Origin of the sequence: Streptomyces sp. NPDC056479, assembly GCF_042795335.1 — a bacterium.
Taxonomy (GTDB): domain Bacteria; phylum Actinomycetota; class Actinomycetes; order Streptomycetales; family Streptomycetaceae; genus Streptomyces.
This window is the reverse complement of the sequence record NZ_JBHTRZ010000001.1, coordinates 979,932-1,001,970: the sequence shown is the minus strand read 5'-3', so window position 1 is coordinate 1,001,970 and position 22,039 is coordinate 979,932. Positions and strand designations below refer to the sequence as shown.

At 70.9% G+C, this 22,039-nt stretch carries 19 protein-coding genes; 9 read left to right on the top strand and 10 right to left on the bottom strand.

Annotated elements, in window-relative coordinates:
• Positions 1 to 20: 20 nt before the first annotated feature.
• From ACFQ6S_RS04465 to ACFQ6S_RS04440, 6 genes are all read right to left on the bottom strand, one after another.
• Complete coding sequence (locus ACFQ6S_RS04465) at positions 21 to 770, bottom strand: SDR family NAD(P)-dependent oxidoreductase (RefSeq protein WP_383403320.1); 750 nt, start codon at positions 768 to 770, stop codon at positions 21 to 23.
• A gap of 68 nt (positions 771 to 838) precedes the next feature.
• On the bottom strand, positions 839 to 2,908 hold the full coding sequence (locus tag ACFQ6S_RS04460; protein WP_383403317.1) for an alpha-galactosidase: 2,070 nt from the start codon (positions 2,906 to 2,908) through the stop codon (positions 839 to 841).
• Complete coding sequence (locus ACFQ6S_RS04455) at positions 2,905 to 3,753, bottom strand: carbohydrate ABC transporter permease (protein ID WP_383403314.1); 849 nt, start codon at positions 3,751 to 3,753, stop codon at positions 2,905 to 2,907. The genes ACFQ6S_RS04460 and ACFQ6S_RS04455 overlap by 4 nt, the downstream gene beginning before the upstream one ends.
• Positions 3,753 to 4,688 (bottom strand): carbohydrate ABC transporter permease, encoded by a 936-nt coding sequence (locus ACFQ6S_RS04450; protein WP_383403310.1) that lies wholly within the window; start codon positions 4,686 to 4,688, stop codon positions 3,753 to 3,755. The genes ACFQ6S_RS04455 and ACFQ6S_RS04450 overlap by 1 nt, the downstream gene beginning before the upstream one ends.
• A gap of 1 nt (position 4,689) precedes the next feature.
• Entirely contained in the window at positions 4,690 to 5,970 is a 1,281-nt protein-coding gene (locus ACFQ6S_RS04445; RefSeq protein ID WP_383403306.1) for an ABC transporter substrate-binding protein, read from the bottom strand.
• A 76-nt stretch (positions 5,971 to 6,046) separates the two neighbouring features.
• Entirely contained in the window at positions 6,047 to 8,149 is a 2,103-nt protein-coding gene (locus ACFQ6S_RS04440; protein ID WP_383403303.1) for a glycoside hydrolase family 27 protein, read from the bottom strand.
• A 403-nt stretch (positions 8,150 to 8,552) separates the two neighbouring features.
• Here ACFQ6S_RS04440 and ACFQ6S_RS04435 point away from each other — a divergent pair, with 403 nt between their 5' ends.
• The 4 genes from ACFQ6S_RS04435 to ACFQ6S_RS04420 all read left to right on the top strand — a co-directional run bounded on the left by ACFQ6S_RS04435 (position 8,553) and on the right by ACFQ6S_RS04420 (position 11,713).
• Positions 8,553 to 8,753, top strand: coding sequence for a hypothetical protein (locus ACFQ6S_RS04435; protein ID WP_383403300.1), 201 nt, complete (start codon positions 8,553 to 8,555; stop codon positions 8,751 to 8,753).
• Positions 8,754 to 8,900: 147 nt separating this feature from the next.
• A complete protein-coding gene (gene mgrA, locus ACFQ6S_RS04430; RefSeq protein ID WP_383403297.1) occupies positions 8,901 to 9,944 on the top strand; it encodes an L-glyceraldehyde 3-phosphate reductase in 1,044 nt (347 codons plus the stop codon).
• Between the two features lie 185 nt (positions 9,945 to 10,129).
• A complete protein-coding gene (locus tag ACFQ6S_RS04425) occupies positions 10,130 to 11,284 on the top strand; it encodes a S1 family peptidase (RefSeq protein WP_383403294.1) in 1,155 nt (384 codons plus the stop codon).
• Positions 11,285 to 11,383: 99 nt separating this feature from the next.
• Positions 11,384 to 11,713 carry an antibiotic biosynthesis monooxygenase family protein gene (locus tag ACFQ6S_RS04420; protein ID WP_383403291.1) on the top strand — a complete coding sequence of 110 codons (330 nt, stop codon included), beginning with the start codon at positions 11,384 to 11,386 and terminating at the stop codon, positions 11,711 to 11,713.
• A 30-nt stretch (positions 11,714 to 11,743) separates the two neighbouring features.
• Here ACFQ6S_RS04420 and ACFQ6S_RS04415 read toward each other — a convergent pair whose 3' ends face one another.
• Positions 11,744 to 12,535 carry a DUF817 domain-containing protein gene (locus tag ACFQ6S_RS04415; RefSeq protein WP_383403288.1) on the bottom strand — a complete coding sequence of 264 codons (792 nt, stop codon included), beginning with the start codon at positions 12,533 to 12,535 and terminating at the stop codon, positions 11,744 to 11,746.
• Positions 12,536 to 12,730: 195 nt separating this feature from the next.
• Here ACFQ6S_RS04415 and ACFQ6S_RS04410 point away from each other — a divergent pair, with 195 nt between their 5' ends.
• The 3 genes from ACFQ6S_RS04410 to ACFQ6S_RS04400 all read left to right on the top strand — a co-directional run bounded on the left by ACFQ6S_RS04410 (position 12,731) and on the right by ACFQ6S_RS04400 (position 14,573).
• Complete coding sequence (locus ACFQ6S_RS04410) at positions 12,731 to 13,105, top strand: SH3 domain-containing protein (protein WP_383403285.1); 375 nt, start codon at positions 12,731 to 12,733, stop codon at positions 13,103 to 13,105.
• A 67-nt stretch (positions 13,106 to 13,172) separates the two neighbouring features.
• Positions 13,173 to 13,568 (top strand): peptidase M23, encoded by a 396-nt coding sequence (locus ACFQ6S_RS04405; protein WP_383403282.1) that lies wholly within the window; start codon positions 13,173 to 13,175, stop codon positions 13,566 to 13,568.
• A gap of 78 nt (positions 13,569 to 13,646) precedes the next feature.
• Positions 13,647 to 14,573 carry a GNAT family N-acetyltransferase gene (locus ACFQ6S_RS04400; RefSeq protein WP_383403279.1) on the top strand — a complete coding sequence of 309 codons (927 nt, stop codon included), beginning with the start codon at positions 13,647 to 13,649 and terminating at the stop codon, positions 14,571 to 14,573.
• Between the two features lie 18 nt (positions 14,574 to 14,591).
• Here ACFQ6S_RS04400 and ACFQ6S_RS04395 read toward each other — a convergent pair whose 3' ends face one another.
• Positions 14,592 to 14,765 carry a hypothetical protein gene (locus tag ACFQ6S_RS04395; protein WP_383403276.1) on the bottom strand — a complete coding sequence of 58 codons (174 nt, stop codon included), beginning with the start codon at positions 14,763 to 14,765 and terminating at the stop codon, positions 14,592 to 14,594.
• A 243-nt stretch (positions 14,766 to 15,008) separates the two neighbouring features.
• Between ACFQ6S_RS04395 and ACFQ6S_RS04390 the strand changes: the two genes are divergently transcribed.
• A complete protein-coding gene (locus ACFQ6S_RS04390) occupies positions 15,009 to 16,823 on the top strand; it encodes an ABC transporter ATP-binding protein (RefSeq protein WP_383403273.1) in 1,815 nt (604 codons plus the stop codon).
• Positions 16,824 to 16,898: 75 nt separating this feature from the next.
• Here the strand turns inward: ACFQ6S_RS04390 and ACFQ6S_RS04385 are convergent, their stop codons facing one another.
• Positions 16,899 to 17,291, bottom strand: a complete 393-nt coding sequence (locus tag ACFQ6S_RS04385) for a VOC family protein (RefSeq protein WP_383403270.1) — start codon at positions 17,289 to 17,291, stop codon at positions 16,899 to 16,901.
• 133 nt (positions 17,292 to 17,424) lie between these two features.
• Positions 17,425 to 19,110, bottom strand: a complete 1,686-nt coding sequence (locus ACFQ6S_RS04380) for a hypothetical protein (RefSeq protein ID WP_383403267.1) — start codon at positions 19,108 to 19,110, stop codon at positions 17,425 to 17,427.
• Between the two features lie 340 nt (positions 19,111 to 19,450).
• Between ACFQ6S_RS04380 and ACFQ6S_RS04375 the strand changes: the two genes are divergently transcribed.
• Positions 19,451 to 21,976, top strand: coding sequence for a SpoIIE family protein phosphatase (locus tag ACFQ6S_RS04375; RefSeq protein ID WP_383403264.1), 2,526 nt, complete (start codon positions 19,451 to 19,453; stop codon positions 21,974 to 21,976).
• Positions 21,977 to 22,039: the final 63 nt, after the last annotated feature.

The following is a 22,039-nucleotide window of genomic DNA, read 5'->3' as shown; positions in this document are numbered from 1 at the left end:
AGGAGTGGGGACGACGGCGGTCATGCGGAGGCCTTCACGACGCTCCAGCCGCCGTCCACGACGAGACTCGTGCCGGTGATGAAGGAGGCATCGCCGGCGCTCAGGAAGGCGATGGCCGCGGCCACCTCCTCGGGGGTGCCGAAGCGACGGGCGGCCGTCTCGGCGACGCTGCGCTCGCGGTCCTCGGGCGGCACCCTGTCCCAGGCGGCGGTGAGGATGGGGCCCGGCAGGACGGCGTTGACGCGTACCTCGGGCCCGTACTCGACGGCGAGCTGGCCGCACAGGGAGAGCAGGGCGCCCTTGGCGGCGGCGTAGGCGGGGTGTCCGGGAATGCCGATGCGCGCGTGGACGGACGACGTCAGCACCACCGCTCCCCGCCGGGCCCGCAGATCGGGCAGCACCGCCCGGAAGCCGAGGAAGCTCGCGGTGAGGTTCACGGAGAGCTGCCGCTGCCACGACTCCAGGGTCGTCTCGTGGACCGGCGCCACATCGACGGTGTAGGCGTTGCTGACGAGGACGTCCACGGGTCCGAAGTCACGGGCGGCGGCCACGATCCGGTCCCAGTCGTCCTCCGCCGCCACGTCGGCCCGTACGAACCGGGCCCGGCCGCCGTCCTTCGCGATCCGTTCGGCCACCGCCGCGCCGCGTTCCTCCGCCACGTCGGCGAGGACGACGGCGGCTCCCTCCTCGGCCAGCCGTACGGCGGTGGCGGCGCCGATGCCGGAGGCCGCGCCGGTGACCACGGCCGTGCGGCCGGTGAAGCGGTCCATCGTGGGGTCGACTCCTTCGTGAGCGTCCGTCGTGAGCGGGGGCAGACCGTCCGGGAAACATATGCGGCTCACCGGTGTGTCAGCACCACCAGTTCGGCATCATGATCGCGACTCCAGGCGAACGGCAGCCCGTAGTGCAGCAGATGGGCTCCGCTGTACGTCGTCCCGGTCGCCGTGTCCCGGTAGCGCGCCGCCGGGTCCAGTGCCCGCAGCCGGAGCCGGTCGGGCCGTCCGGGCACGAGCGGGGCGCCGTCGAGGCGCCCGGTGCTCAGCGCGGCGACGACCGTGCGGTCGCCGGCGTCGTACTGCACACCGCAGGTCGTGTCGTCCGGAGCGCCCAGGAGCCGGGCCTCTCCATGGTGGATGACGTCCCGCACCTCCTTGTAGCGGGCGATCCACCGAGCTGCCTCGGCCCGCTGCTCCGGCGTCCAGGCCCGCAGGTCGGCCCCGATGCCCAGCACTCCGCACATGGCGTTCACGAAGCGGAACGCGAGGCTGCGCGGGCGCGGGTCGAAGATGCCCGGCGCGTCGGTGACCCAGGAACTCATGACGTGCGGTGCGTGGGCGTGCAGGAAGCCGTGCTGGACGGTCAGCCGGTCCAGCGGGGCGGTGTTGTCGCTGGGCCAGACGACGTCGGTGCGGGCCAGCGTCGCGTGGTCGATGCGGGCGCCGCCGCCCGCGCAGCCTTCGACGGTGACGTCCGGGTGGGCGGCGCGCAGGTGGTCCAGCACCCGCAGGTATCCGGCGACGTGCTCGGCGTCCAGGTCGACGCGGCCGGCACCGGGGCGGCCGCGTTCGGTGGGCGGCCGGTTCATGTCCCACTTCAGGTAGCCGATGTCGTAGGTGCCGAGCAGCCGTTCCAGGGTGCCGATCACGAAGTCCTGGACGTCGGTGCGGCCGAGGTCGAGCAGGAGCTGGTTGCGGACCAGCCGGGCGGGCCGGTCGTCGACGCGGTAGACCCAGTCGGGGTGTTCGGCGTGGAGGCGGCTGCCGGGGCTGACCGCCTCGGGTTCGACCCACAGCCCGAAGTCCAGGCCCAGACCGCGTACGTCCTCGACGAACCGGTCGAAGCCCTGCGGGAAGGCCGCCGGGTCGGGGTACCAGTCGCCGAGTCCGCCGGTGTCGTCGGGGCGGCCGGTGAACCAGCCGTCGTCCACCACGAACAGTTCGGCGCCGATGTCCGCCGCCGCCTTCGCCAGCTCCAGCTGGCCGGACGCGTCGACGTCGAAGCCGGTGGCCTCCCAGGAGTTGTAGAGGACCTTGCGGGTACGCCGCAGGCGGTCGCCGGCGAGGTGGCGGTCGTAGCGGTGCCAGACGCGGGACAGCCCGTCGAGCCCTTCCGGGCTCATCGCGCAGGCCAGCCTGGGCGTGCTCAGGGTGACGCCGGGGGCGAGGACCACCGCGCCCTCGTGCGGCACCCGCCCGGCACGCACCCGTACCGCGCCGCCGGGCTCGGCCTCGGCCGTGATGTGCCAGTTGCCGGGCCACTCCAGGGCCACACCGTAGGCGGGGGCCTCGTCCGACGTGCCGTCCTGCACGGCGAGCCAGGGAGCGTAGGCATGGCCGGGGACGCCCTGGGTGCTGCCCATGGTGAACGTCCCTCTGGTGAGGGTGAGCCGGGTGCGCTGGAACTCCTGCGACCACTGGCCGGAGAGGTAGGTGAGGCGGGCCCCGGCGGTGACGGGGACGTTCACCGCGGCCGAGTCGAGGCGCTCCAGGCGCAGCTCTCGCGAGGCGGTGTGCTCGGTCCAGCGCAGGATCACGTCGGTGCCCGGCACGGCCTCGTAGCACAGGACCGTACGGAGCCCCATGACCTCGTCGGCGAACGCGAGCCGCAGCGTGCCCTCGCCCTCCTCGGCCCCCTCGAACTCCCACCACACACCCCGCTCACCGTCCGGACGCGAGGCCACGAGATCGGCGCCGGTGAACGGCCTGAGTCCGTACGGCAGATACTCGGCGGGCGCGGCGTCGGCGGGCGTGACGAAGTGGGTGCGGTGGGACCAGTCGAGCGCCGAGGGCCCGGTCTCGACACCGTGCGGTCCCCAGGCGTCCAGTTCGGCCCAGGGGCCGTCCGGGGACAGGCGTACGGCGTAACTGGTGTGTTCGGTGCGCAGGATCCAGCGCCGGCCCGACGTCACTTGACCGCTCCGAGGTTCAGTCCGGCCACGAAGTGGCGCTGGAAGCGCAGGAATACGGCGACGGTGGGGGCGGCGGCGATGACGGAGCCGGCGGCGATCACGTTCCACATGGACACGTACTGGCCCTGGAGGCCGATGAGGGCCGCGGTGATGGGCATCTTGGTGTCGCTGCGCAGCACGGTGATCGCCCACAGCAGGTCGTTGAAGATCCAGGTGAACGACAGGGCGCTCAGCGCGGCGAGCGCGGGCCGGGTCAGCGGCAGGATGATCCGCCAGAAGATCTGCCAGGGCCCGGCACCGTCCACGACGGCCGCCTGCTGGATCTCGGCCGGGATGGACCGCATGAAGCCGTGCAGGACGAAGACGTAGAAGCCGACGCCGAATCCGATCTGCACGCCGATCAGGGCGGGCAGGGTGTCGTAGACACCCATCAGCTCGCTCAGCTTGGAGACGGGGATGAGCAGGATCTGCGGCGGGAGCAGGTTGCCGCCGAGCATGAGCAGCAGCAGGGAGCGGCGCAGCGGCAGTTCGTAGCGGCTGAGGGCGAACGCGGCCATGGCCGCCAGGGCCAGGGTCACCAGCACGCACGGGACGGTGACGATCAGGCTGTTGATCAGGGCGCGCTGCTGGCCGCCGTAGACCCAGGCAAGACGGAAGTTGTCGAGGGTGAAGGAGCGGGGCCAGCTGCCGAGGCCGTTGGCGGCGATGTCGTCGAAGGAGCGCAGGCTGCTGACCAGGACCAGAGCGATGGGCAGCAGCCACAGGAGGGCCAGGGCGCCGGCGCTCAGATGGAATCCGGCGGTCGCGGCCCGCTTGCGGCGCACCGCCGTGGAGTTGGCGGACATCAGTCGGCCTCCCGGAAGGCGCGCACGAGGTAGGAGGCGATGACGCCGAAGGCCAGCAGGAAGATGACGACGGCGAGCGCGGAGCCGTAGCCGAGCCGCAGGGACTGGAAGGCGGTCGAGTACATGTAGGTGCTCAGCAGTTCGGACGAGTGGTAGGGGCCGCCGCGGGTCAGCGACCACACGACGTCGAAGGAGCGCAGCGAGTCGATGATGATGACGGACAGAACGACCGCGTTGACGCTGCGGAGTTGAGGCAGGGTGACGTGGCGGAAGCGCTGCCAGGCGGTCGCGCCGTCGACCTTGGCGGCCTCGAACAGGGCGGGGTCGATGCCCTTGAGGCCGGCGAGGTAGAGGACCATCACATAGCCGATCTGCCGCCACAGCGCGGGGACGATGACCGCGTACAGGGCGGTGTCCTGGTCGGCGAGCCAGGCGTGCCGCAGGCTGCCCAGGCCGACGGATTCCAGGAGTTGGTTGAGGACGCCGTCGGGCTGGTAGATGGCCTGCCAGACCAGGGCGGTGGCGACCAGGGAGAACACGACGGGCAGGAAGAGGGCGGCGCGGTAGAAGCCGACACCGCGCCGCTCCTGCTGGAGCAGCAGGGCCGCGGCGAGGCCCAGCAGCGCGGACAGGCCGCCGAACAGCACCAGCCACAGCACGGTGTGCCCGACCGCGCCGCGGAAGATCTCGTCGCCCGCCATCTCCCGGAAGTTGTCCAGGCCGACGAACCTCGGCGCCGACACTCCGTCCCAGCTGGTCAGGGCGAGGTAGAAGCCCTGCAGCGCGGGCCAGAACACCCACACCGCCTCGGCGAGCAGCGGGACCAGGACGAAGGCGAGCACGATCGGTGATGTGCGCCGGGGGCCCCGGGCCCGGCCGCCACGGGACGGCGCCGGGACCGGGGGCTTGCGGTGGGGGGCGGTCAGGACGGCCATGTCAGGCCTTCCAGATCTTCTCGGCGTCGCGCTGCCAGTCGGTGAGGATGGAGCCGATCTCCTTGGGCTTGGCGAGGAACTTGGTCAGCGCGGTGTCGGCGGTGGGCTGCAGGGCGTCGCTGGAGTCGCGGTTGAAGAACTGGGTGATCTCCGCGGCCTCCTCGATGTGCTTGCGGCCCTTCTTGACCAGCGGCGTCCCGGAGTCCTTGGCGTCGGGGTGGCAGGGCAGGACGGTGCCGGACGATCCCTTGATGTACGTCTCCTGCGACTCGGCCGTGGCGAGGTAGCCCAGCAGGTCGAGCACGCCCTCGCGGCGTCCGGTGCGGGCGCTCGCGAAGTAGCCGTCGGTGGGGGCCTCCTCGGCGAGCGGCACCTTCGGATCGATGACCGGGAAGCGGAAGAAGTCGATGTCGTCGAGGGCGTCCCTGGGGGCGGCGTCGGCGAAGAAGGTACCGATCAGCATCATGCCGCTGCGGCCGTTGAGCAGGGCGGTCGTGGCGTCCTGGAAGGCGCCGGCCGCGCCGTTCGGGTCGAAGTAGGGCAGCACCTCCTGCCAGCGGTCGAAAACCTTGCGGACCTCGGGGTCGTCGAAGCGGTGCTTTCCGGCGAGCAGTTCGCGGTGGTACTCGGCGCCGTTGATGCGGATGTCGAGGTAGTCGAACCAGGCGGAGGCGACCCAGGCGGTGTTGCCGCCGGCGCCCAGTCCGATCGGGGGGACGCCCTTGCTCTTGAGCTTGTCGCACAGGTCGAGGAAGTCGTCCCAGCTCTTCGGCTCGCTCACGCCCCACTTGGCGAAGTTGGACTTCCGGTAGAACATGCCCCACCAGTAGTAGGTGGCCGGGACGAAGACCTTCTTGCCGGAGCTCGAGGTGCACAATGTCTGCAGTGCCTTGGAGTAGCCCTTGAGTTCGGGCCCGCCCCAGAGCTCGTCGAGGTCGAGCAGCAGGTCCTTCTTGGCGTAGGCGTCCGCCACCGAGCCGGGGTACCAGGTGTAGACGTCCGGCGGGTTGGCGGAGGTGAGATACGTCGGCAGTTGGGTGCGGAAGGTCTCCGCGGCGACCGTGTTGAGGCTGACTCCGCCCTTCTTGCCGTAGGCGGCGACCACGTCCTGCATCGCCGCCTTGGCCTGCGGGGCGGACAGGTTGGACTGGAGGGTGACCGCGCCCCCGGAGGAGGACTTCGCGGAGGAGGTCGAGGTGACACAGCCGCTGAGCAGCGCGGTCGTCCCCGCTGCGCCGAGTCCGGCGAGGAAGCGCCGTCGGCTGGGTTGAGGGTTCGTCATGGAGGGCTCCCTGTGGGTCCGCGCGGCGGATCCAGGTTCGCGTGGCGCTCACGCCACGTCAAGATTAATTACTAATTTATTTGAACTGGGTCCGATGGACGTCCCCGTCGACCCCGCGGAACACGACGTCCACCGCACCGCCCTCCCCCGCGACCGCCCCGAGAGCACCCTCGAAGGCGGCGCTCGGGAACTCCTGCCGCTTCGTCCAGCCCTGCCAGGCGCCGCCTTCGTAGCGCTGCTGCCAGAGCGTGTAGTCACCGGCCCGCGCGTACAGCACCACGGCGTCCCCCACGGCGACGAGCGTCGGACTGCCGCTCACGGTGCCGCCGAGCGAGCTCCACCCCGACCACTCCCCCGAGGCGTCCTGTGCCCGCGTCCACACGTCGTCCGCCGAGGTGCGCACGGCGACATGAACGCGCCCCTGCGCGTCGACGACGGCGGATGGCCTGCCGTACGTCGGCCGGTCACCGGGCGCATCCAGCGACGACCATCCGGTGGACGGCCCGCGCCGCACGATCCGCCCGTCCGACCCGCGCGCGACGAGCGTCCAGTGCGCGGAGTCGGTGAACGCCACCGACGGCGCGTCGGTCACCTGCCCGCCCAGGCCCTGCCAGTCGCCCCACCGTCCGCCGGCGAACACCCGCCGGTACACCCGGGAGTCGGCACCGCGCACGAACACGTCGATACGGCCGCCCTCGGAGGCGTAGGCGGCCGGCTGGCCGAGGATTCCGCCCCTGACCGGGCCACCGAGGTCCCTCGTACGGGATTCGCCCGCCGCGGCCGCGGCGTTCTGAACGAGGTTGCCGCCCGGTCCACGGAAGAACGTGGTCAGCGTGTCGCCGGAGCGCACAACGGCCGGGCTGGCACTGGCCCGCTCACCCAGGCTCGCGCCCGGCAGGGCGTCCTCGCCGGTGAGCTTCAGGAACGCGGTGCCGTGAGCGGGGACCTCGACGGTGTACGACCCCGTGTGCGTGCCGCGGTCGGTGCGGACCCGCAGGTCGCGGACCTTGACCGGCCCGCCCAGCGCGACGTCGGTGAAGCTCACGGTGCGCTGTACCGGCCGGTCGGAGCGGTTGAGCAGGACGACCGACCGTCGGCCCTGCCCCGACAGGACCTTGCCGTAGACGTCGCCCGCGGAGTCGGTGGCGACCCGGACGCCCTGGACCGCGAGCGGGTCCTGGTTCACGGCGATGATCTCCGGGTTGCGCAGTGTCCTGATCATCGACGCGGACAGGGTGCGGGGATCGGAGCCGAGGACGAGCGGCGAGCCCATCTCGGCCCACATCACGAACTGGGTGGTCGACTCCTCCTCGGTCAGCTCCAGGGAACCGTCGGCCATGCGGCGCATCGGGATGAGGTAGTCCGGGTCGTTGTAGTGGCCGGGCCCCTGCGCCTCGGGGTGCCAGGCGTTGGCGTCCATGTTGCGCAGCACGTTGGGCCACTGACCCGGACTGGGCGTGCCCCAGGCGATGTCCGTGCCGGTGCGCCATGAGTCCGCGATCGTCGGTGCGTAGGCGTAGGTGTTGTGCGCGTCCTGCTCGGGCGTGTGCGGCAGGCCCCAGTCGTCGGTGAGCGGGTTGCACAGGTTCAGCAACATCTTGCGCCCGGACTTGGCTACGGCGTCGCTGAACTCCTTGAACGCGGGCCCCGGATCGAGCTTGGCGCCGATGCCGCACAGGAAGTCGACCTTGATGGCGTCGACCTTCCAGTCGGCGAACTGCCGGGCGTCCTCGGTGTAGTGGCCGCGGCTCCCGAGCCCGCAGGTCTTACCGCCGTCGTAGGTGCCGGCGTCGGTGTAGATACCGGCCTTCAGCCCACGTCGATGCAGATAGGAGACCAGGGCCGGAATGCCGGAGGGGAAGCGGCCGGGGTGGGCCGTCAGCCGCCCCTGTGCGTCACGGGGGTTGTCGGCCTGCCAGCCGCCGTCCAGCCACACGATGTCGTAGCCGCTGTCGCGCAGTCCGCTGCTGACGAGCCTGTCGGCGACGGCCCGGACCTCCTTCTCGGTGGGCGCGCCGAGCCCGTAGTAGGTGTTCCAGCCCATGTAGGGCGTCGGCGCGAGGCCGCTGTCGTAGTAGTCGGGCGCGCCCTGGTCCACGGTGGTGTCCGCGGCGTGGGCGGGGGTCGCGGAGGCGGTCAGGACCACGGAGATCGCGGTCGCGAGGACGAGTGAAGTCACGTGCTTCTCCCGGAGGTTGGGGAGCAGGAGGAGGTGTGACGCGGGCCGCTCGGGGATCCGGGGCCTTCGGCGTCACGGCGAAGACTGTGGCGTGCGGCCGGAACCCTGTCAATATTAATTACTAATTTAAAGAAACACCGATCGCGCCGTGTCAGCAGTCTTGACGACCCCACGTCGGCCGTGCAGGGTTTGGCAACGTTGTCAGCTGACGGTCCCAGGTCGACGCGCGCGGCGCGCTGCTGGCCGAGAACACCTACTGGCGGTACCGCGAGCGCGGCGACATGGGCGCCCTGAACCAGGTCGAGCGGACCAGGGTGTCGGTGGAGATCACCGGGAGGGACCGCTCGGGCAGCCGGCACGGGCTGACGGTCCGCCTGCGCAACCGGGCACTACGGTCGCGGCGATGGTGCGTGCCGCGCTGCTCGACGCCGAGAGCGGTGACCGGGTGCTGCCGACGCTGTACAGCGACAACTACCTGTGGCCGCTCCCCGGCGAGTCCAGGACCCTGACGCTGTCCTGGCCCGCTTCGGCCCTCGTCTCCGGCAGTCCGGCCGTGGGCGTCGAGGGGTACAACGTGCCCATGGCATCCACGGGACGAGCCTGAGCACGAGCCGCGCCCCGCATTCAGAAACGGTGTCGCTGAATCCGATGAGAAGGATGCGTTGGACGCCAGAATCGTGCGGGAGCAAAGTGAGCACGTCCCTCACCAGGGACCGAACCACCCCGACTGCACCCTGCGGAGAAACACTCGATGAACCACGTCGCGGATCCCGAGCGCTACGACGGCACGATGCGATACCGGCGCACCGGACGCTCAGGACTCGACCTGCCCGTGCTGTCCCTGGGGTACTGGCACAACTTCGGTGACGACAAGCCCTTCGAGTCGCAGCGCGAGATCGCCCTGCGCGCCTTCGACCTGGGCATCACCCACCACGACCTCGCCAACAACTACGGCCCGCCGTACGGCGCGGCGGAGATCAACTTCGGCCGTCTGATGAAGCAGGACCTCGCGCCCTACCGGGACGAGCTGGTGGTCTCCACCAAGGCCGGCTGGGACATGTGGCCCGGTCCCTACGGCCAGGGCGGTGGCTCCCGCAAGTACGTGCTGGCCTCGCTCGACCAGTCGCTGCGGCGGACGGGCCTGGACTACGTGGACATCTTCTACTCCCACCGGCTCGACACCACCACCCCGCTCGAGGAGACGATGGGCGCGCTCGACACCGCCGTCCGTCAGGGCAAGGCGCTGTATGTCGGCATCTCCTCGTACGACGCCGAGCGCTCCCGGCAGGCGGCCGCGATCCTGCGTGAGCTGGGTACTCCGCTGCTGATCCACCAGCCGTCGTACAGCATGCTCAACCGCTGGATCGAGAACGAGGGCCTGCTCGACACCGCCGGGCAGGAGGGCTTCGGGGTGATCGGCTTCACCGCGCTCGCCCAGGGCCTGCTGACCGGGCGCTACCTGGACGGCGTGCCCGAGGGCTCGCGCGCCACGCAGGGCAAGTCGTTCGACGAGACGTGGCTGTCGGACGACATGCTGCGCAGGCTGCGCGCGCTCAACGACATCGCCGCCCGGCGCGGGCAGACCCTCGCCCAGATGGCGCTGGCCTGGGCCCTGCGCGACCCGCGGGTGACGTCCCTGGTCATCGGTGCCTCGCGCACCGAGCAGCTCGAGCAGAACGTGGCCGCGTTGGAGAACCTCGACTTCACCGACGAGGAACTCGCCGACATCGACAAGTACGCCACCGACGGCGGCGTCGACCTGTGGCAGGCGGCCAGGACCGGCGACCTCGGCTGAACACGGGCGAGCGGCCCTTCGAGCACTCCGGGCGCCGGTGCGGCACCCGGAGTGCCGCCATTTTCATCACTTTGGTATGGACCTGACACGCCGGCCTGGCTATGCTCTGCCCGACCCTGAATGAGAGCGCTCTCAGATTGCGGTTGTTCCACCCCACCTTGCTGGAACGACGAAGGGCAACTCCCTTGAGACGCACCAGACTCATGTACACCGGCCTCGCCGCACTCCTCGTCCTCGGCGGCTGGACCGCGAGCGGCACCGGACAGGCCGCGGCGGACGACTCCCCCACGGCGGTCGAACCCGCGTCCGCCGGCCTGCTCCAGGCGATGCAGCGCGACCTCGGCCTGTCGAAGGATCGGGCCGAGGCCCGGCTGGCGGCGGAACGCACCGCCATGGACCTCACACCGAAGGCACGCAAGGCGGCCGGTTCCACCTACGGCGGCTCCTGGTTCGACGCGCAGAGCGAGCGGCTCACCGTGGCCGTGACCTCGGACGCTCCGCCCGCGACCGTGGGGAAGGTCCGCGCCACCGGAGTGAGCGTGCGCACCGTGGCCCACAGCGCGCGGCAGCTCGACGCGACCAAGGCCCGCATCGACCGCCTCTCCGCACCGTCGGGCGTGAGCAGCTGGCACGTCGATCCGATGGCCAACACCGTCGTCGTGAACGTCGTCCGCGACAAGCGTGCTGACAACGATGTCCGAAAGTTCGTCTCCCGGGCCCGCGCGACGGGCCCCGTCACCGTCGAGACGGTCGGCGCCGCCCCGAGCACCTTCGCGGCGGGCACGGTCGGCGGCGACCCCTACTACACCGGCAACGTCCGCTGCTCCATAGGCTTCTCGGTGCACGGCGGCTTCATCACCGCCGGGCACTGCGGGCAGGCGGGCGCCGGCGTCCGGGGCTGGGACGGCAGCTACATCGGCAATTTCCAGGGCTCCTCGTTCCCGGACAACGACTACGCCTGGGTGAACGTCGGCAGCGGCTGGTGGACCGTGCCGGTCGTGCTCGGCTGGGGCACGATCCCGGACCGGCTCGTGCGGGGCTCGGCCGAGGCACCCGTCGGCACCTCCATCTGCCGGTCCGGCTCCACCACGCACTGGCACTGCGGCGCCGTGCTGGCCAAGAACGAGACCGTCAACTACAGCCAGGGCGCGGTGCACCAGATGACCAAGACCAGCGTCTGCGCCGAACCCGGTGACTCCGGAGGCTCCTTCATCAGCGGCGACCAGGCGCAAGGCGTCACCTCGGGCGGCTGGGGCAACTGCTCCGGCGGCGGGGAGACCTGGTTCCAGCCCGTCAACGAGATCCTCGGCCGCTACGGGTTGACCCTGCACACGGCCTGACCCTCGGGTGGGGGGCGGTCCGGGCGGTGACCGGTGCCGGACCGCTCCTCGCACGAGCCGCCGCGTGTCTGCCGGCGGCCGTGCGGCAGGATGAGCACCATGAGCGTAGTCAAGATCAATGTACTGACCGTGCCGGCCGAGCAGCGCGAGACGCTGGAGAAGCGCTTCGCCTCGCGTGCGCACGCCGTGGAGAGCTCCGACGGGTTCGAGTGGTTCGAACTCCTCCGGCCGGTCGAGGGCACCGACACCTACCTCGTGTACACGCGCTGGCGCGACGAGGAGTCCTTCCAGGCCTGGATGGAGGGCCCGATGAAGACGGCCCACCAGGGCGGTGGCGAGGGCGGCGGCGAGCGTCCCAAGCCGGCGGCGAGCGGGTCCACCCTGTGGTCGTTCGAGGTCGTGCAGCAGGCGGGGCCGAAGAGCGAGTAGCGGTGGGCGGCGGGGGCTCGGCCCCCGCCGTCACCCGGTTCCGGTGCGACGTGACCGGGTGACGGCCGCCAGCACGAAGGTGACGCTGATCAGCAGGGACCAGGCGCCGAACTTCTCCACTCCCACGGGCTGCCAGCCGTCGAGTTGGTACGGGTAGCGCCAGGCGCCCACGTAGGTGGCGAGGTTCTCCGCGACCCAGAGGAAGAAGCCGATCAGGACGAACGACAGCGCGAGGGGCATACGTCGGCGTACACCGCGCACCGTGAACCGCACCGAGCTGCCGGCCGTGACGGCGAGCAGCAGGCCGGCCAGGAGCCAGCGGGCGTCGGGTAGCCAGTGGTGGCTGAAGAAGTTGATGTAGATGGCCGCGGCGACCACGGCCGTCGAGCGCGGGCGGTAGCGGACCAGCTCCAGGTCGAACAGGTGCCAGGCACGGCAGACATAGCTGCCGACAGCGGCGTACAGGAAACCCCCGTACAGCGGCACGCCCGCGAACTTCAGCACGGCCGGCTCCGGATAGCTCCATGAGCCGAGGGACACCTTCACCAGCTCGAAGGCCAGGCCGATCACATGGCAGACCGCTATGACGGCGACGTCCCGCCCGTTCTCCCAGCCGCGCAGCCAGAACAGCAGCGTCAGCAGCACGCCGTAGACGACGAGCAGGTCGTAGCGGGCGAGGGGGAGGCCGGGGAGCAGGGTGGACGCCGCCACGCCGGACATCAGGGCGATGGCGAAGGCGCAGGACCGGGTCTGCAGCCACGCGAAGTCGAGCAGCTGACGCAACGAGGCAGCCAAGGGGCCGGTGATGCTGGCGGTGTACATGATCCCAAGGACGAGCCGATGGCCCTCTTGGTTGCCGTTCTCCGGTCGGGCACCTTTCGTCGTCAGGACCGTACGGGCCGCGCCCGGCGGGCGGTACCTGACACATATCAGGGTCCCTTCGACCGCCCGTTTCCCTAGGGTTCCGAACGTCGGCCACGTGCCGTGCAAGTGACCGCCGGAACAGGGGGATCCACCATGTCCACTCTTGCCTTCGCCCGGGCCGCGCTCGTCGGTGCCGGCGCGCTCGCCCTGCTGGGGCCGCTCACGGCCGCCACCGCCGTCGCGGCCTCCGACGCGAGCCAGGGCGGCGCCCGCATCATGGCCGCGCCGTTCACCGTCGTGCCGTACGAGACGGTCAACGTCCGCTCCGGCCCGGCTCGTTCGTACGACAAGGTCGGCAGTGTCACGGCGGGCGAGCCGCGTGGCGCGTACTGCTGGGTGCGCGGCGAGGCGATCACCGACCACGGCTACACGAACAACGTGTGGGTCAAGCTCGTCGAGGGCTATGTGAGCGCCGTCTACCTCAAGGGCAACGAGTACGGCGACCTGCCCGCCTCGGCGACCTGCTGACGGCCGCCGCTCCTTCGCGATGCACCACCTCTCAGTCACAGACCTCTTTCGAACACGGGGGACACTCATGAAGACAGCACTGCGTCGTTGCGCCACCGTCCTGGCGGCGGCCGCGCTCTCCGTCGGCACCCTCGCCGTCACGGCCGAGGCCGCGCCCACGGCCGCCGGCCCCGCCGTCGCGGCGGCGAACAACGGCGACCCGAGCCTGACCGACATCTACATCTGGGCGACCGACGTCAATCTGCGCAGCCAGCCGACGAGCGACTCGCCGCGGCTCGCGGTGCGTTCGCAGTACTGGATGGACGCGGTGTGCCAGACACAGGGGCAGTACGTGAACGACCCGGCCGTCGGGGGGAACAACTGGTGGACCGCGGTGCAGGAGTTCGCCGGCAGTGACATCGCCTGGGTGAACAACCTCTACATCCGGGGCGGCGAGAAGATCGCCGGAGTGCGCGACTGCTGACGGCCCAGGTCGGCAGGGGGGCGGGCGGCCGCGGAAAATCCGTTGCGGCCGTCCTCCCCTCCCCCGGACCCTGAGCCCATGCCCTACGCCCTTCGTCCGGCCGGCCTGGCCGACGCGCCCGCCGTCACCGAACTGCTCAACGACATCGACCGGATCGAGATAGGCCGGCCCGAGACCGACCTGCACACCGTCGAGGCAGATCTGAAGCGGCCCGACATCGCCCTGGACCGCGACTCGTGGCTGGTCTTCGACGGTGACCGGCTGGTGGCGTACGGCCTGTTGTGGGACGAGTCGGGAAGTGAGCGCGTCGACGTCGACCACTATGTGCTCCCCGACCACCAGCGGGCCGGGGAGCTCATCTTCGACGCCCTGGAGGCCCGTTCCCTGGAGAAGGCCCAGGCGAACGGTGCGGCCAGGGCGGTGGTGCATCTGCACCTGAACACCGAGCCCACGCTCGACACGGGGCTGATCGAGAAGCGGGGCTGGCACGTCGTACGGCGCTATCACGTGCTCCAGCGCCCACTGGACGCCGCAGCGGACCACCTGCCGGAGCTTCCGCCCGGCGTACGGCTGCGCCCGTGCGCCGACGAGGCCGACCGTGCCCGGGTGCACACGCTGTACCAGTCGAGCTTCGCCGAGCACTTCGACTTCCAGCGGCGCACCTACGACCAGTGGCTGCACGACGTCGACGCGGACGTCCTCGACTGGTCCCTGGTGTGGATCGTCGGCACGGAGGACCTGGGGGACGCCGGGTTCCTCATCTCACGCGACGACCGTGAGGCCATGGGCTGGATCCGCAGCATCGGCGTCTTGCGCGAGGCCCGGGGCTCCGGGCTCGGCGGACTGCTGCTGCGGCACGCGTTCGCCGCGTTCGCCGCGCGAGGACGCGACACGGTGGGGCTCGGCGTGGACACCGCCAACTCCACGGGGGCTCCGGCGCTCTACGCCCGTCACGGGATGGCCGTGCACTACGCCGTGGACACCTGGGAGACGGTCCTCATCTGACGTGGGCCGCCGGCACCTTCAGTGACCCCTGACGTCCCGTTGGGCGCTGATTCTTCGGGCGTTGTTGTACAGGCGCAGCAGGTGCTTGGCGACCGCGCACGGGACGGTGTCGGCATGGCACTGCCGACAGGTCCGCATGTGGTGCTCGTAGTCGGTGCGTGCCTGCTCCAGGGCATCGCCTTGAGTCGACATGGAGGTCCTCCGGGGTGACGGCGTGAAGGGGCCGAAGTGGGGAATCGGGCACCGAAGTGACTGCTCGGTAACCCTGGAGAAAGTTGATCACGTTACTTGCGGTAGTCAAAAGTCGCGCCTCCGACCGCCCCTTACCTCCCCCGTGCGCCGCCCACGGGTCGGAAAACGCGTGGACTCCGCGGCCACCGTCGCGGGACACTGCGTATTCGGTTCGATACTGAACGTAGTCACACAGGGGGTGGGATGGGAACGCCTGAGCCTCGCAGGGTTCTGCCGGGCAAACGCTCTGTGCTTCTCGCACTTCGTTACTACGGACAGGAGTTGGCCCGGCTGCGGTGGCTGACGGTACCCACCATGCTGCTGACGGCGTTGGGCAACATCGGGATCAACTACGTCGCGCCGCTGATCGTCGCCAAGCTCGTCGGCGCCATCGCGGGCGACAAGGACGTCACGGTCGCCTCGACCCTGCCGTACGTCCTGGGATTCGTCGGTGTCCTCCTGTTCGCGGAGGGGCTGTGGCGCATCGCACTGCACTGTCTGAACCGCCTGGACGCCCTGGGCGTGGAGCACCTGTACGTGATCGGGATGGACGAACTGTTCGCCAAGGACGCCGCGTTCTTCCACGACAACTTCGCCGGATCACTGACCAAGCGCGTCCTGAGCTTCGCCTCCCGCTACGAGGACTTCGTCGACACGCTGACGTTCCAGATCGTCGGCAGCTTCGTGCCGCTGGCGTTCGGGGCGGTGGTGTTGTGGCGCTACGACCCGCTGCTGGTCATCGGGCTCCTGGCGATGGTCGCGGTCACCGCGCTGTGTGTGGTGCCCCTCATCCGCCGCCGTCAGGCGCTGGTGGACCAGCGTGAGGAGGCGATCGCGCGCATGTCGGGGCATGTCGCCGACAGCCTGATGAACATGGACACGGTGCGGGCGTTCGCCGCCGAGGAGGGCGAGGCCGCGGAACACCGCTCCCGCGTCGCGGAGTCACGGCGGCTCATGCTGCGGTCGTGGGACTACGGCAATCTGCGCATCGACACTCTGGTCGCACCGATGTCGGTGCTGACCAGCGCACTGGGCCTGCTGCTCGCGGTCACGCTCGGTGGCGGCGGGCACGGGGTGGAGGCGATCGTGGTCGCGTTCACCTACTACTCCAACGCGACGCGGATCATGTTCGAGTTCAACCAGATCTACCGTCGGCTGGAGAGCTCGATGACGGAGGCCGCACAGTTCACCGAGCTGCTGCTGGCACCGCCCACCGTGCTCGACCCCCCGTCGCCGGAACCGCTGCTGCCCGCGCCCGCCGAAGTCCGCTTCGAGAAGGTGCATTTCACCCACTCCGGTGGCCGACCGCTGTTCGAGGGCCTCGACCTGGAGGTGCCCGCCGGAACGAAGGTCGGCCTCGTGGGCCGGTCCGGGGGCGGCAAGACCACGCTCACCCGGCTGCTGCTGCGGATGACCGACATCGACGCCGGCCGGATCCTGATCGGCGGTCAGGACATCAGCAGACTGCGCCAGGCCGACCTGCGCGGTCTGATCGCCTACGTGCCGCAGGATCCGGCGATGTTCCACCGGACGCTGAGGGAGAACATCGCCTTCGCCCGGCCGGACGCCGACGACGCCGAGATCCGCCGCGCGGCGGAGGCGGCGCACGTCACGGAGTTCGCCGACGCGCTGCCGAACGGCTTCGACACCATGGTGGGCGAGCGCGGGATCAAGCTGTCCGGCGGTCAGCGCCAGCGGGTCGCCCTCGCCCGCGCGATCCTGCGCGACGCGCCGATCCTGCTGCTCGACGAGGCGACCAGTGCCCTGGATTCCGAGAGCGAGATCCTCGTCCAGGAAGCGCTGTGGCGGCTCATGGACGGCAGGACCGCGCTGGTGGTGGCGCATCGCCTGAGCACGGTCGCCACCATGGATCTGCTCGTCGTTCTCGACCGCGGCCAGATCGTCGAGCAGGGCACCCACGAAGAACTGCTCGCCTCGGACGGCGACTACGCGAAGCTGTGGCAGCACCAGTCGGGCGGTTTCCTCGACGACAGCCCTGCGCGGGCGGAGCTGCCCTGAGCGGGAGACGGCCCCGGGCGGGGGAGAGTGTTCCGCCGCCCGGCCCGGCCGAGATCGACGTCCCTCGTCGGTCGGTCAGTTCTCCTGGAGCACGGAGAGCACGTTCCCGGCGGGGTCCGTGAACCACGCGATGGCCGCCGGGCCGCCCTCGCCGACCCGGACGATGCCCTTCTCGTCGTGCTCGAATCCGGAGTAGCGCTCCAAAGACACACCGCGTCGCTCCAGTTCGCCGACGGCGGCCGCGATGTCGTCCACGGGGAAGTTGAGGATCGTGAACGTGGCGGGGGTGTGTGTCGGCTTGGGGTAGACGAAGACCTGCGCGCCGCTGCCGAGCTTGAGGATCAGCAGGCGCATCTCCCCCGCTCCCGTCTCCTCCACCTCCAGGCCGAGCGTCTCGCCGTAGAAGCGGCGGGCCTCGCCGAGGTCGTCGACCGAGAAACCGCTGAACGCCTGCGATTGTCCGAGCATGCCGTGTGTCTCCTTCACGGGGAGCTGTCCTGACGTCCCAGGGCACACCACGCACGCGGAGGCCCGGACGCACGCCACGCCTCCGGCATCCGGATGGTGGTGCGCCCTTCACCCGCAGGGTGCGGCACCCCCGTCAGCGTTCGGCGCAGCAGTCGTCCTCGGCGGTGTCCCGGCCGCTCGTGTCGAGCCGGCAGAAGCAGGAGGCCTCGATCGGTACGTCCGCCAGCGCGGCGGCGAGACGCAGCTGCTGGGCCACCATCTGCGCCTCCCCGGTCCGGCCCAGACGCATCAGGCACTCGTGGAGGCCGTGCAGGGACCAGACGTTGCCGGGATGCTGAAGGGCGCGCGGGAGGGAGCCGTCGAGGCCGAGGTCGGCCCGGTAGACCGCCTCGGCCTCCTCGACCAGGCCCTGTTCGAGGAGGAGGGCGCCGTAGGCGTGCCGGGTGGGCTGCATCCAGCCCCACGGTTCGTCGTAGGGGAGGTTGTCGTCCAGGTCGATGGAGCGGCGCAGGGCGGCGAAGGCCGCGTCGTGATCGCCCTTGCGGTATTCCAGCTCGCCGTCGAGCATCGCCGAGGCGATGGCGAGGATGTCGGCGCAGGTGTTGTTGAACAGCATGCGGGTCTCGGGGACCCGGGCGACCGCCGCACGGAAGAGCAGCCGTTCCGCTTCCGCCTCCGGGATGCGGTGGGTGGAGGACAGGGCGACGCCGCGGGCGTAGTGGAGCATCGCGGTCGTCATGGCGTACAGCTCCGGGTCGGTGGGCAGCGGGCGGTGGAGGATGTCGTCCCAGCGGCCGAAGCGGATCAGGGCGTGGACGCGCATGGCGAGGAAGGCCTCGAGCCAGTCGGCCATGGGCGGGCTCGGCACGCGCAGCAGGTCCTCGGGGATGGACGCCTCGAGCTGGGCCGCGGTCCGCAGGGCCACCTCGGACTGGCCGAGGAACATCGCGCCGTAGATCTTGAAGTGGTAGTTGTGCGAGCGGTACAGGGTGTAGAAGTTCATCGCCCCGGCTCGGGCGTGGTACTTCTCGTCGGCCTCGATGGCCGCCGTGTTGTCCGAGACGACCCGCCGGTAGTCGCCGCAGAGCACCTCCAGGTGCGAGGGCATGTGGAGGAGGTGCCCGGCGTCCGGCACCAGTCCGCGCAGCCGGTCCGCGACGGGCAGGGCCAGCTCCGGGGTCGGGGACATCTCCATCAGGTGGATGTACAGGTGGACCAGCCCAGGGTGGTCCAGTCCGGCGTCGCCGGCGAGGGCCCGGTCGAGGACGTCCTTGGCCTCCGGGGTGCGTGCGCCTTCGGCGGGTTCGCCGGTCCTGAGGTCCCACAGCTGCCAGGGGGTGAGGTTCATCAGGGCGTCGGCGTAGAGGGTGGCGATGTCCAGGTCGTCGGGGGCGAGGTCGTAGACCGCGCGCATGCTGTCGGCGTAGGGAGCGTTCCAGATCGAGCAGTCCTCCACCGCCTTGGCCTGCGGATAGCGGGCCCGAAGTGCGCCGATCAGGGCCTGTTCGACGGGGGTGCCGGTCGCCGCCTTCTCATGGGCCAGCTCCACGGCGGCGTGGGTGCGGTCCACGGTGCGCGCGAGGTCCTCGTCGTCGAAGAACTCCCAGGGCTTGTTGTAGTTCGGGCCGAGCGCGTAGGCGATGCCCCAGTGGGCCATGGCGCAGTCGGGATCGGCCTCGGCAGCGGCCTCGAAGCAGACGACGGCCTCCTCGTGATGGAAGGCGTAGGTCCACGCCAGCCCCCGGTCGAACCAGAGCTGGGCCTGGGCGGAGGACGTGGTGACGGAGCGGGTGTGGGTGCCGAGGTCGTAGTACTCCATGGGTCTGCTCTCCTGCCTGGGCCATGCCCACCGGATCGTGACCGAGTCCTTGTGCCAGCATCCGCCCTGTCATCCGCCGGGGGTGCCGTTTCGCTGTCGGACGTCGGGAACGCTCCGGGTCGGTGGTCTTCCTGTTTCGCACCGACAACGGGGTGGGCGGCGGCCCGGTTTCGGGTACTCGCCTTCCGGGAAGGCCACGACATCGGCAGGCGCTGCCCCCGCGCTCCCCGTTCCCATGATCGAATGCACCTGTTTTGCGCCGCCCAGGTGCGGGCCAGGTGCGTCGTGGCGCATTCTTGCTGTGTCGCGGGCGTGACGGCGTACGGACGAGGTAGGGCCGATGACGGTGAGCGCCGAAGGCGCAGAGCGGACGCCCGGCGGGCTGGCGGCGCTGCTGATCGATGCCTCGGCCGAGGCGATCAGTGCGGCGGCCGGCCACGCGGGAGGGGTCTATCTGCGCTCTGGCACGCCCGGACTGCTCCGTCTGGCGGTGCTGGAGGGGTTGCCGGGGCCGTTGTTCCGGCCGTGGTGGCGGCTGCATGTGGACCGGCCGTTCCCCGTCGCGGACGCCTACCGGCTCGGGGTCGAGGTGGTGCTGCCGAACGCGACGGAGACGATGCGCCGCTATCCGCAGTTCGCCGCGGGTCTGCCCTTCCAGTTCGGATCCCTGTACGTCCCCGTCACGAGCGGATCGTCCGTGTTCGGGGTGCTGACGGTGCTGCGGCCCTCGGCGCCGGACGCCACGGAGCTGCTGCCCGTGCGCGAGCGTATGGCGCAGGTGGCGAAGGAGCTGGGCTCGGCGCTGCGGAGCCTGCAGAGCAAGGACACGTCCGCGGTGTCCTGGGACGTCGGGCCCCTGTGCGTCCGGCCGCCGGCCCGGCGTCGGCCCTCCGGGTATCTCGGCCGGTTCGCCTGGGACCCGGTGACGGGCGTGGTGAGCGCCGAGGAGCGGCTGAACGTCGTGCTCGGTACGGTCCCCGGGGAGGCCCACGACAGCGTGGAGGCGTTCGCGGAGGCCGTCGCCCCGAGGGACACGGAACGGATTCTCGCGGCACTGCGGGAGGCGGCCGGCGGCCGGCCGCCGGCCCTGCCGCTGTACGTGCGTGCTGCCAACGGTGCACTGCGGCTGGTCGAGATCTGGGGGCCGTACGACGACCCGGCGCCGTTCGGGATCACGCCCGTACGCGGTGTCGTCCTCGATCCGGGGGAGAGCGCGGTGGCCGACGTGGCGGCCGATCTGCTGCCGGACGGGATCTTCTGCCTGGACCGGCTGGGAGCGGTCGTCTACGCCAATCCGCACGCGGCCCGCCTGTTGCGCCGCTCGCGCACCGAACTGCTCGGCCGGACCCTGTGGGAGACCGTGCCCTGGCTGAACCAGCCCGCAGTCGAGGACCATCTGCGGGTGGCTCTGCTGGCGCCGGAGCCGGTGCACTTCCATGTCCGCAGACCGTCCGCCAAGGAGCACGATCCCACCGCCAGCCCGTTCGGGGGCGACTGGCTCGCACTGTCCCTGTATCCCGGCCCCGACCTGCTGACCTGCACCATCCGCCCAGGGCACGGGGTGGCGGACCACCCGTCCGACGTCCCGGAGGCGCAGGTCACGCCCGAGCCGGCCGGCGCGTCCTCGCTCGCTCCGCTGTACCGGCCCATCGTCCTCGCCATCGCGCTCACCGAGGCGGTCACCCCGCGCCAGGTGTCCGCCGTCGTGATGCGCGAGCTGCTGCCCGTGTTCGGCGGCCGTCGGCTGGCCATCTACCTGCTCCAGGAGCGGCATCTCAATCTGGCCTGGGAGACGGGCTTCCCCAAGGGGTTCCTCGCCCCGTTCGACGGTGTGGGGCTGGACGAGGGCCTGCCGGGGGTGGAGACGCTGACCACCGGGCGACCGCTGTTCTTCGACTCGATGCAGCAGCTCTCCGACGCCTATCCGGGCATCGCGCTGGACGCCACGGAGGGCGCCCGCGCCTTTCTGCCGCTGATCGCCTCCGGGCGGCCCGTGGGCTCCTGCATCCTCGGCTTCGACCGGCCGCGCAGCTTCAGCTCCGAGGAACGGGCGGTGCTCACCGCCATGGCCGGGCTGATCGCGCACGCCATGGAGAAGGCGCAGCGCTACGAGAGCGAGGCCGCGCTGGCCCGCGGACTCCAGCAGGCGCTGCTCCCCCGCCGGCTGTCCGAGCACCCGCTGCTGGAGACCGCCGGGCGCTATCTGCCGGGCACCCAGGGCATGGAGGTGGGCGGCGACTGGTACGACGTCGTGCCCGCCGGGGACGGGCTGGCCCTGGTCATCGGCGATGTGCAGGGGCACGGCGTACAGGCGGCGGCCACCATGGGCCAGCTGCGCAGCGCCGTGCGTGCCTTCGCCCTCGGCGACCGGCCGCCCGACGAGGTCATGAGCGGCACCAACCACCTGCTCATCGACCTGGACACGGGTCTGTTCGCGAGCTGCTGCTACATCAGGCTGGACCCCGCGACCGGTCTCGCCCAGGCGGCCGTGGCCGGGCACCCGCGCCCGCTGCTGCGCCGCCCCGACGGCCGCACCCATCTCGTGGACCTGCCGGGCGGGGTGGTGCTCGGCGTGGACCCGCAGGCCCAGTACCCGGTGGAGGAGCTGCGGATGGAGCCGGGTGCCGTACTGGCGCTGTACACGGACGGGCTGGTCGAACGGCCCGGCGTCGACATCGACGAGGGCATCAGCGCGCTGCGGGTGGCGCTGGCCAAGGCCGGGGCCCCCGGCGCCCGTCCGGGCGGCCGCTCGCTGGCCGGCGTGGCCGACCGGCTCACCGCGACGGCCCGGCACATGGCGGACCGACCCGACGACATCGCGCTGCTGCTCGCGACCCGGCGGGCCACGCCGCTGCGCCGGAAGTGAGGGTGCCTCCACCGGCGTAACCCCGTCGTGGAGACGGCAGTTGCCCGGATTCGACCGATCACG

Bases quoted from the DNA above. Each gene is read 5' to 3' on its own strand.
- ACFQ6S_RS04465 (WP_383403320.1), bottom strand. From the start codon at position 770: ATGGACCGCTTCACCGGCCGCACGGCCGTGGTCACCGGCGCGGCCTCC.
- ACFQ6S_RS04455 (WP_383403314.1), bottom strand. From the start codon at position 3,753: ATGTCCGCCAACTCCACGGCGGTGCGCCGCAAGCGGGCCGCGACCGCC.
- ACFQ6S_RS04450 (WP_383403310.1), bottom strand. From the start codon at position 4,688: ATGGCCGTCCTGACCGCCCCCCACCGCAAGCCCCCGGTCCCGGCGCCG.
- ACFQ6S_RS04445 (WP_383403306.1), bottom strand. From the start codon at position 5,970: ATGACGAACCCTCAACCCAGCCGACGGCGCTTCCTCGCCGGACTCGGC.
- ACFQ6S_RS04435 (WP_383403300.1), top strand. From the start codon at position 8,553: ATGGTGCGTGCCGCGCTGCTCGACGCCGAGAGCGGTGACCGGGTGCTG.
- mgrA (WP_383403297.1), top strand. From the start codon at position 8,901: ATGAACCACGTCGCGGATCCCGAGCGCTACGACGGCACGATGCGATAC.
- ACFQ6S_RS04420 (WP_383403291.1), top strand. From the start codon at position 11,384: ATGAGCGTAGTCAAGATCAATGTACTGACCGTGCCGGCCGAGCAGCGC.
- ACFQ6S_RS04415 (WP_383403288.1), bottom strand. From the start codon at position 12,535: ATGTACACCGCCAGCATCACCGGCCCCTTGGCTGCCTCGTTGCGTCAG.
- ACFQ6S_RS04410 (WP_383403285.1), top strand. From the start codon at position 12,731: ATGTCCACTCTTGCCTTCGCCCGGGCCGCGCTCGTCGGTGCCGGCGCG.
- ACFQ6S_RS04405 (WP_383403282.1), top strand. From the start codon at position 13,173: ATGAAGACAGCACTGCGTCGTTGCGCCACCGTCCTGGCGGCGGCCGCG.
- ACFQ6S_RS04400 (WP_383403279.1), top strand. From the start codon at position 13,647: ATGCCCTACGCCCTTCGTCCGGCCGGCCTGGCCGACGCGCCCGCCGTC.
- ACFQ6S_RS04395 (WP_383403276.1), bottom strand. From the start codon at position 14,765: ATGTCGACTCAAGGCGATGCCCTGGAGCAGGCACGCACCGACTACGAG.
- ACFQ6S_RS04390 (WP_383403273.1), top strand. From the start codon at position 15,009: ATGGGAACGCCTGAGCCTCGCAGGGTTCTGCCGGGCAAACGCTCTGTG.
- ACFQ6S_RS04385 (WP_383403270.1), bottom strand. From the start codon at position 17,291: ATGCTCGGACAATCGCAGGCGTTCAGCGGTTTCTCGGTCGACGACCTC.
- ACFQ6S_RS04380 (WP_383403267.1), bottom strand. From the start codon at position 19,110: ATGGAGTACTACGACCTCGGCACCCACACCCGCTCCGTCACCACGTCC.
- ACFQ6S_RS04375 (WP_383403264.1), top strand. From the start codon at position 19,451: ATGACGGTGAGCGCCGAAGGCGCAGAGCGGACGCCCGGCGGGCTGGCG.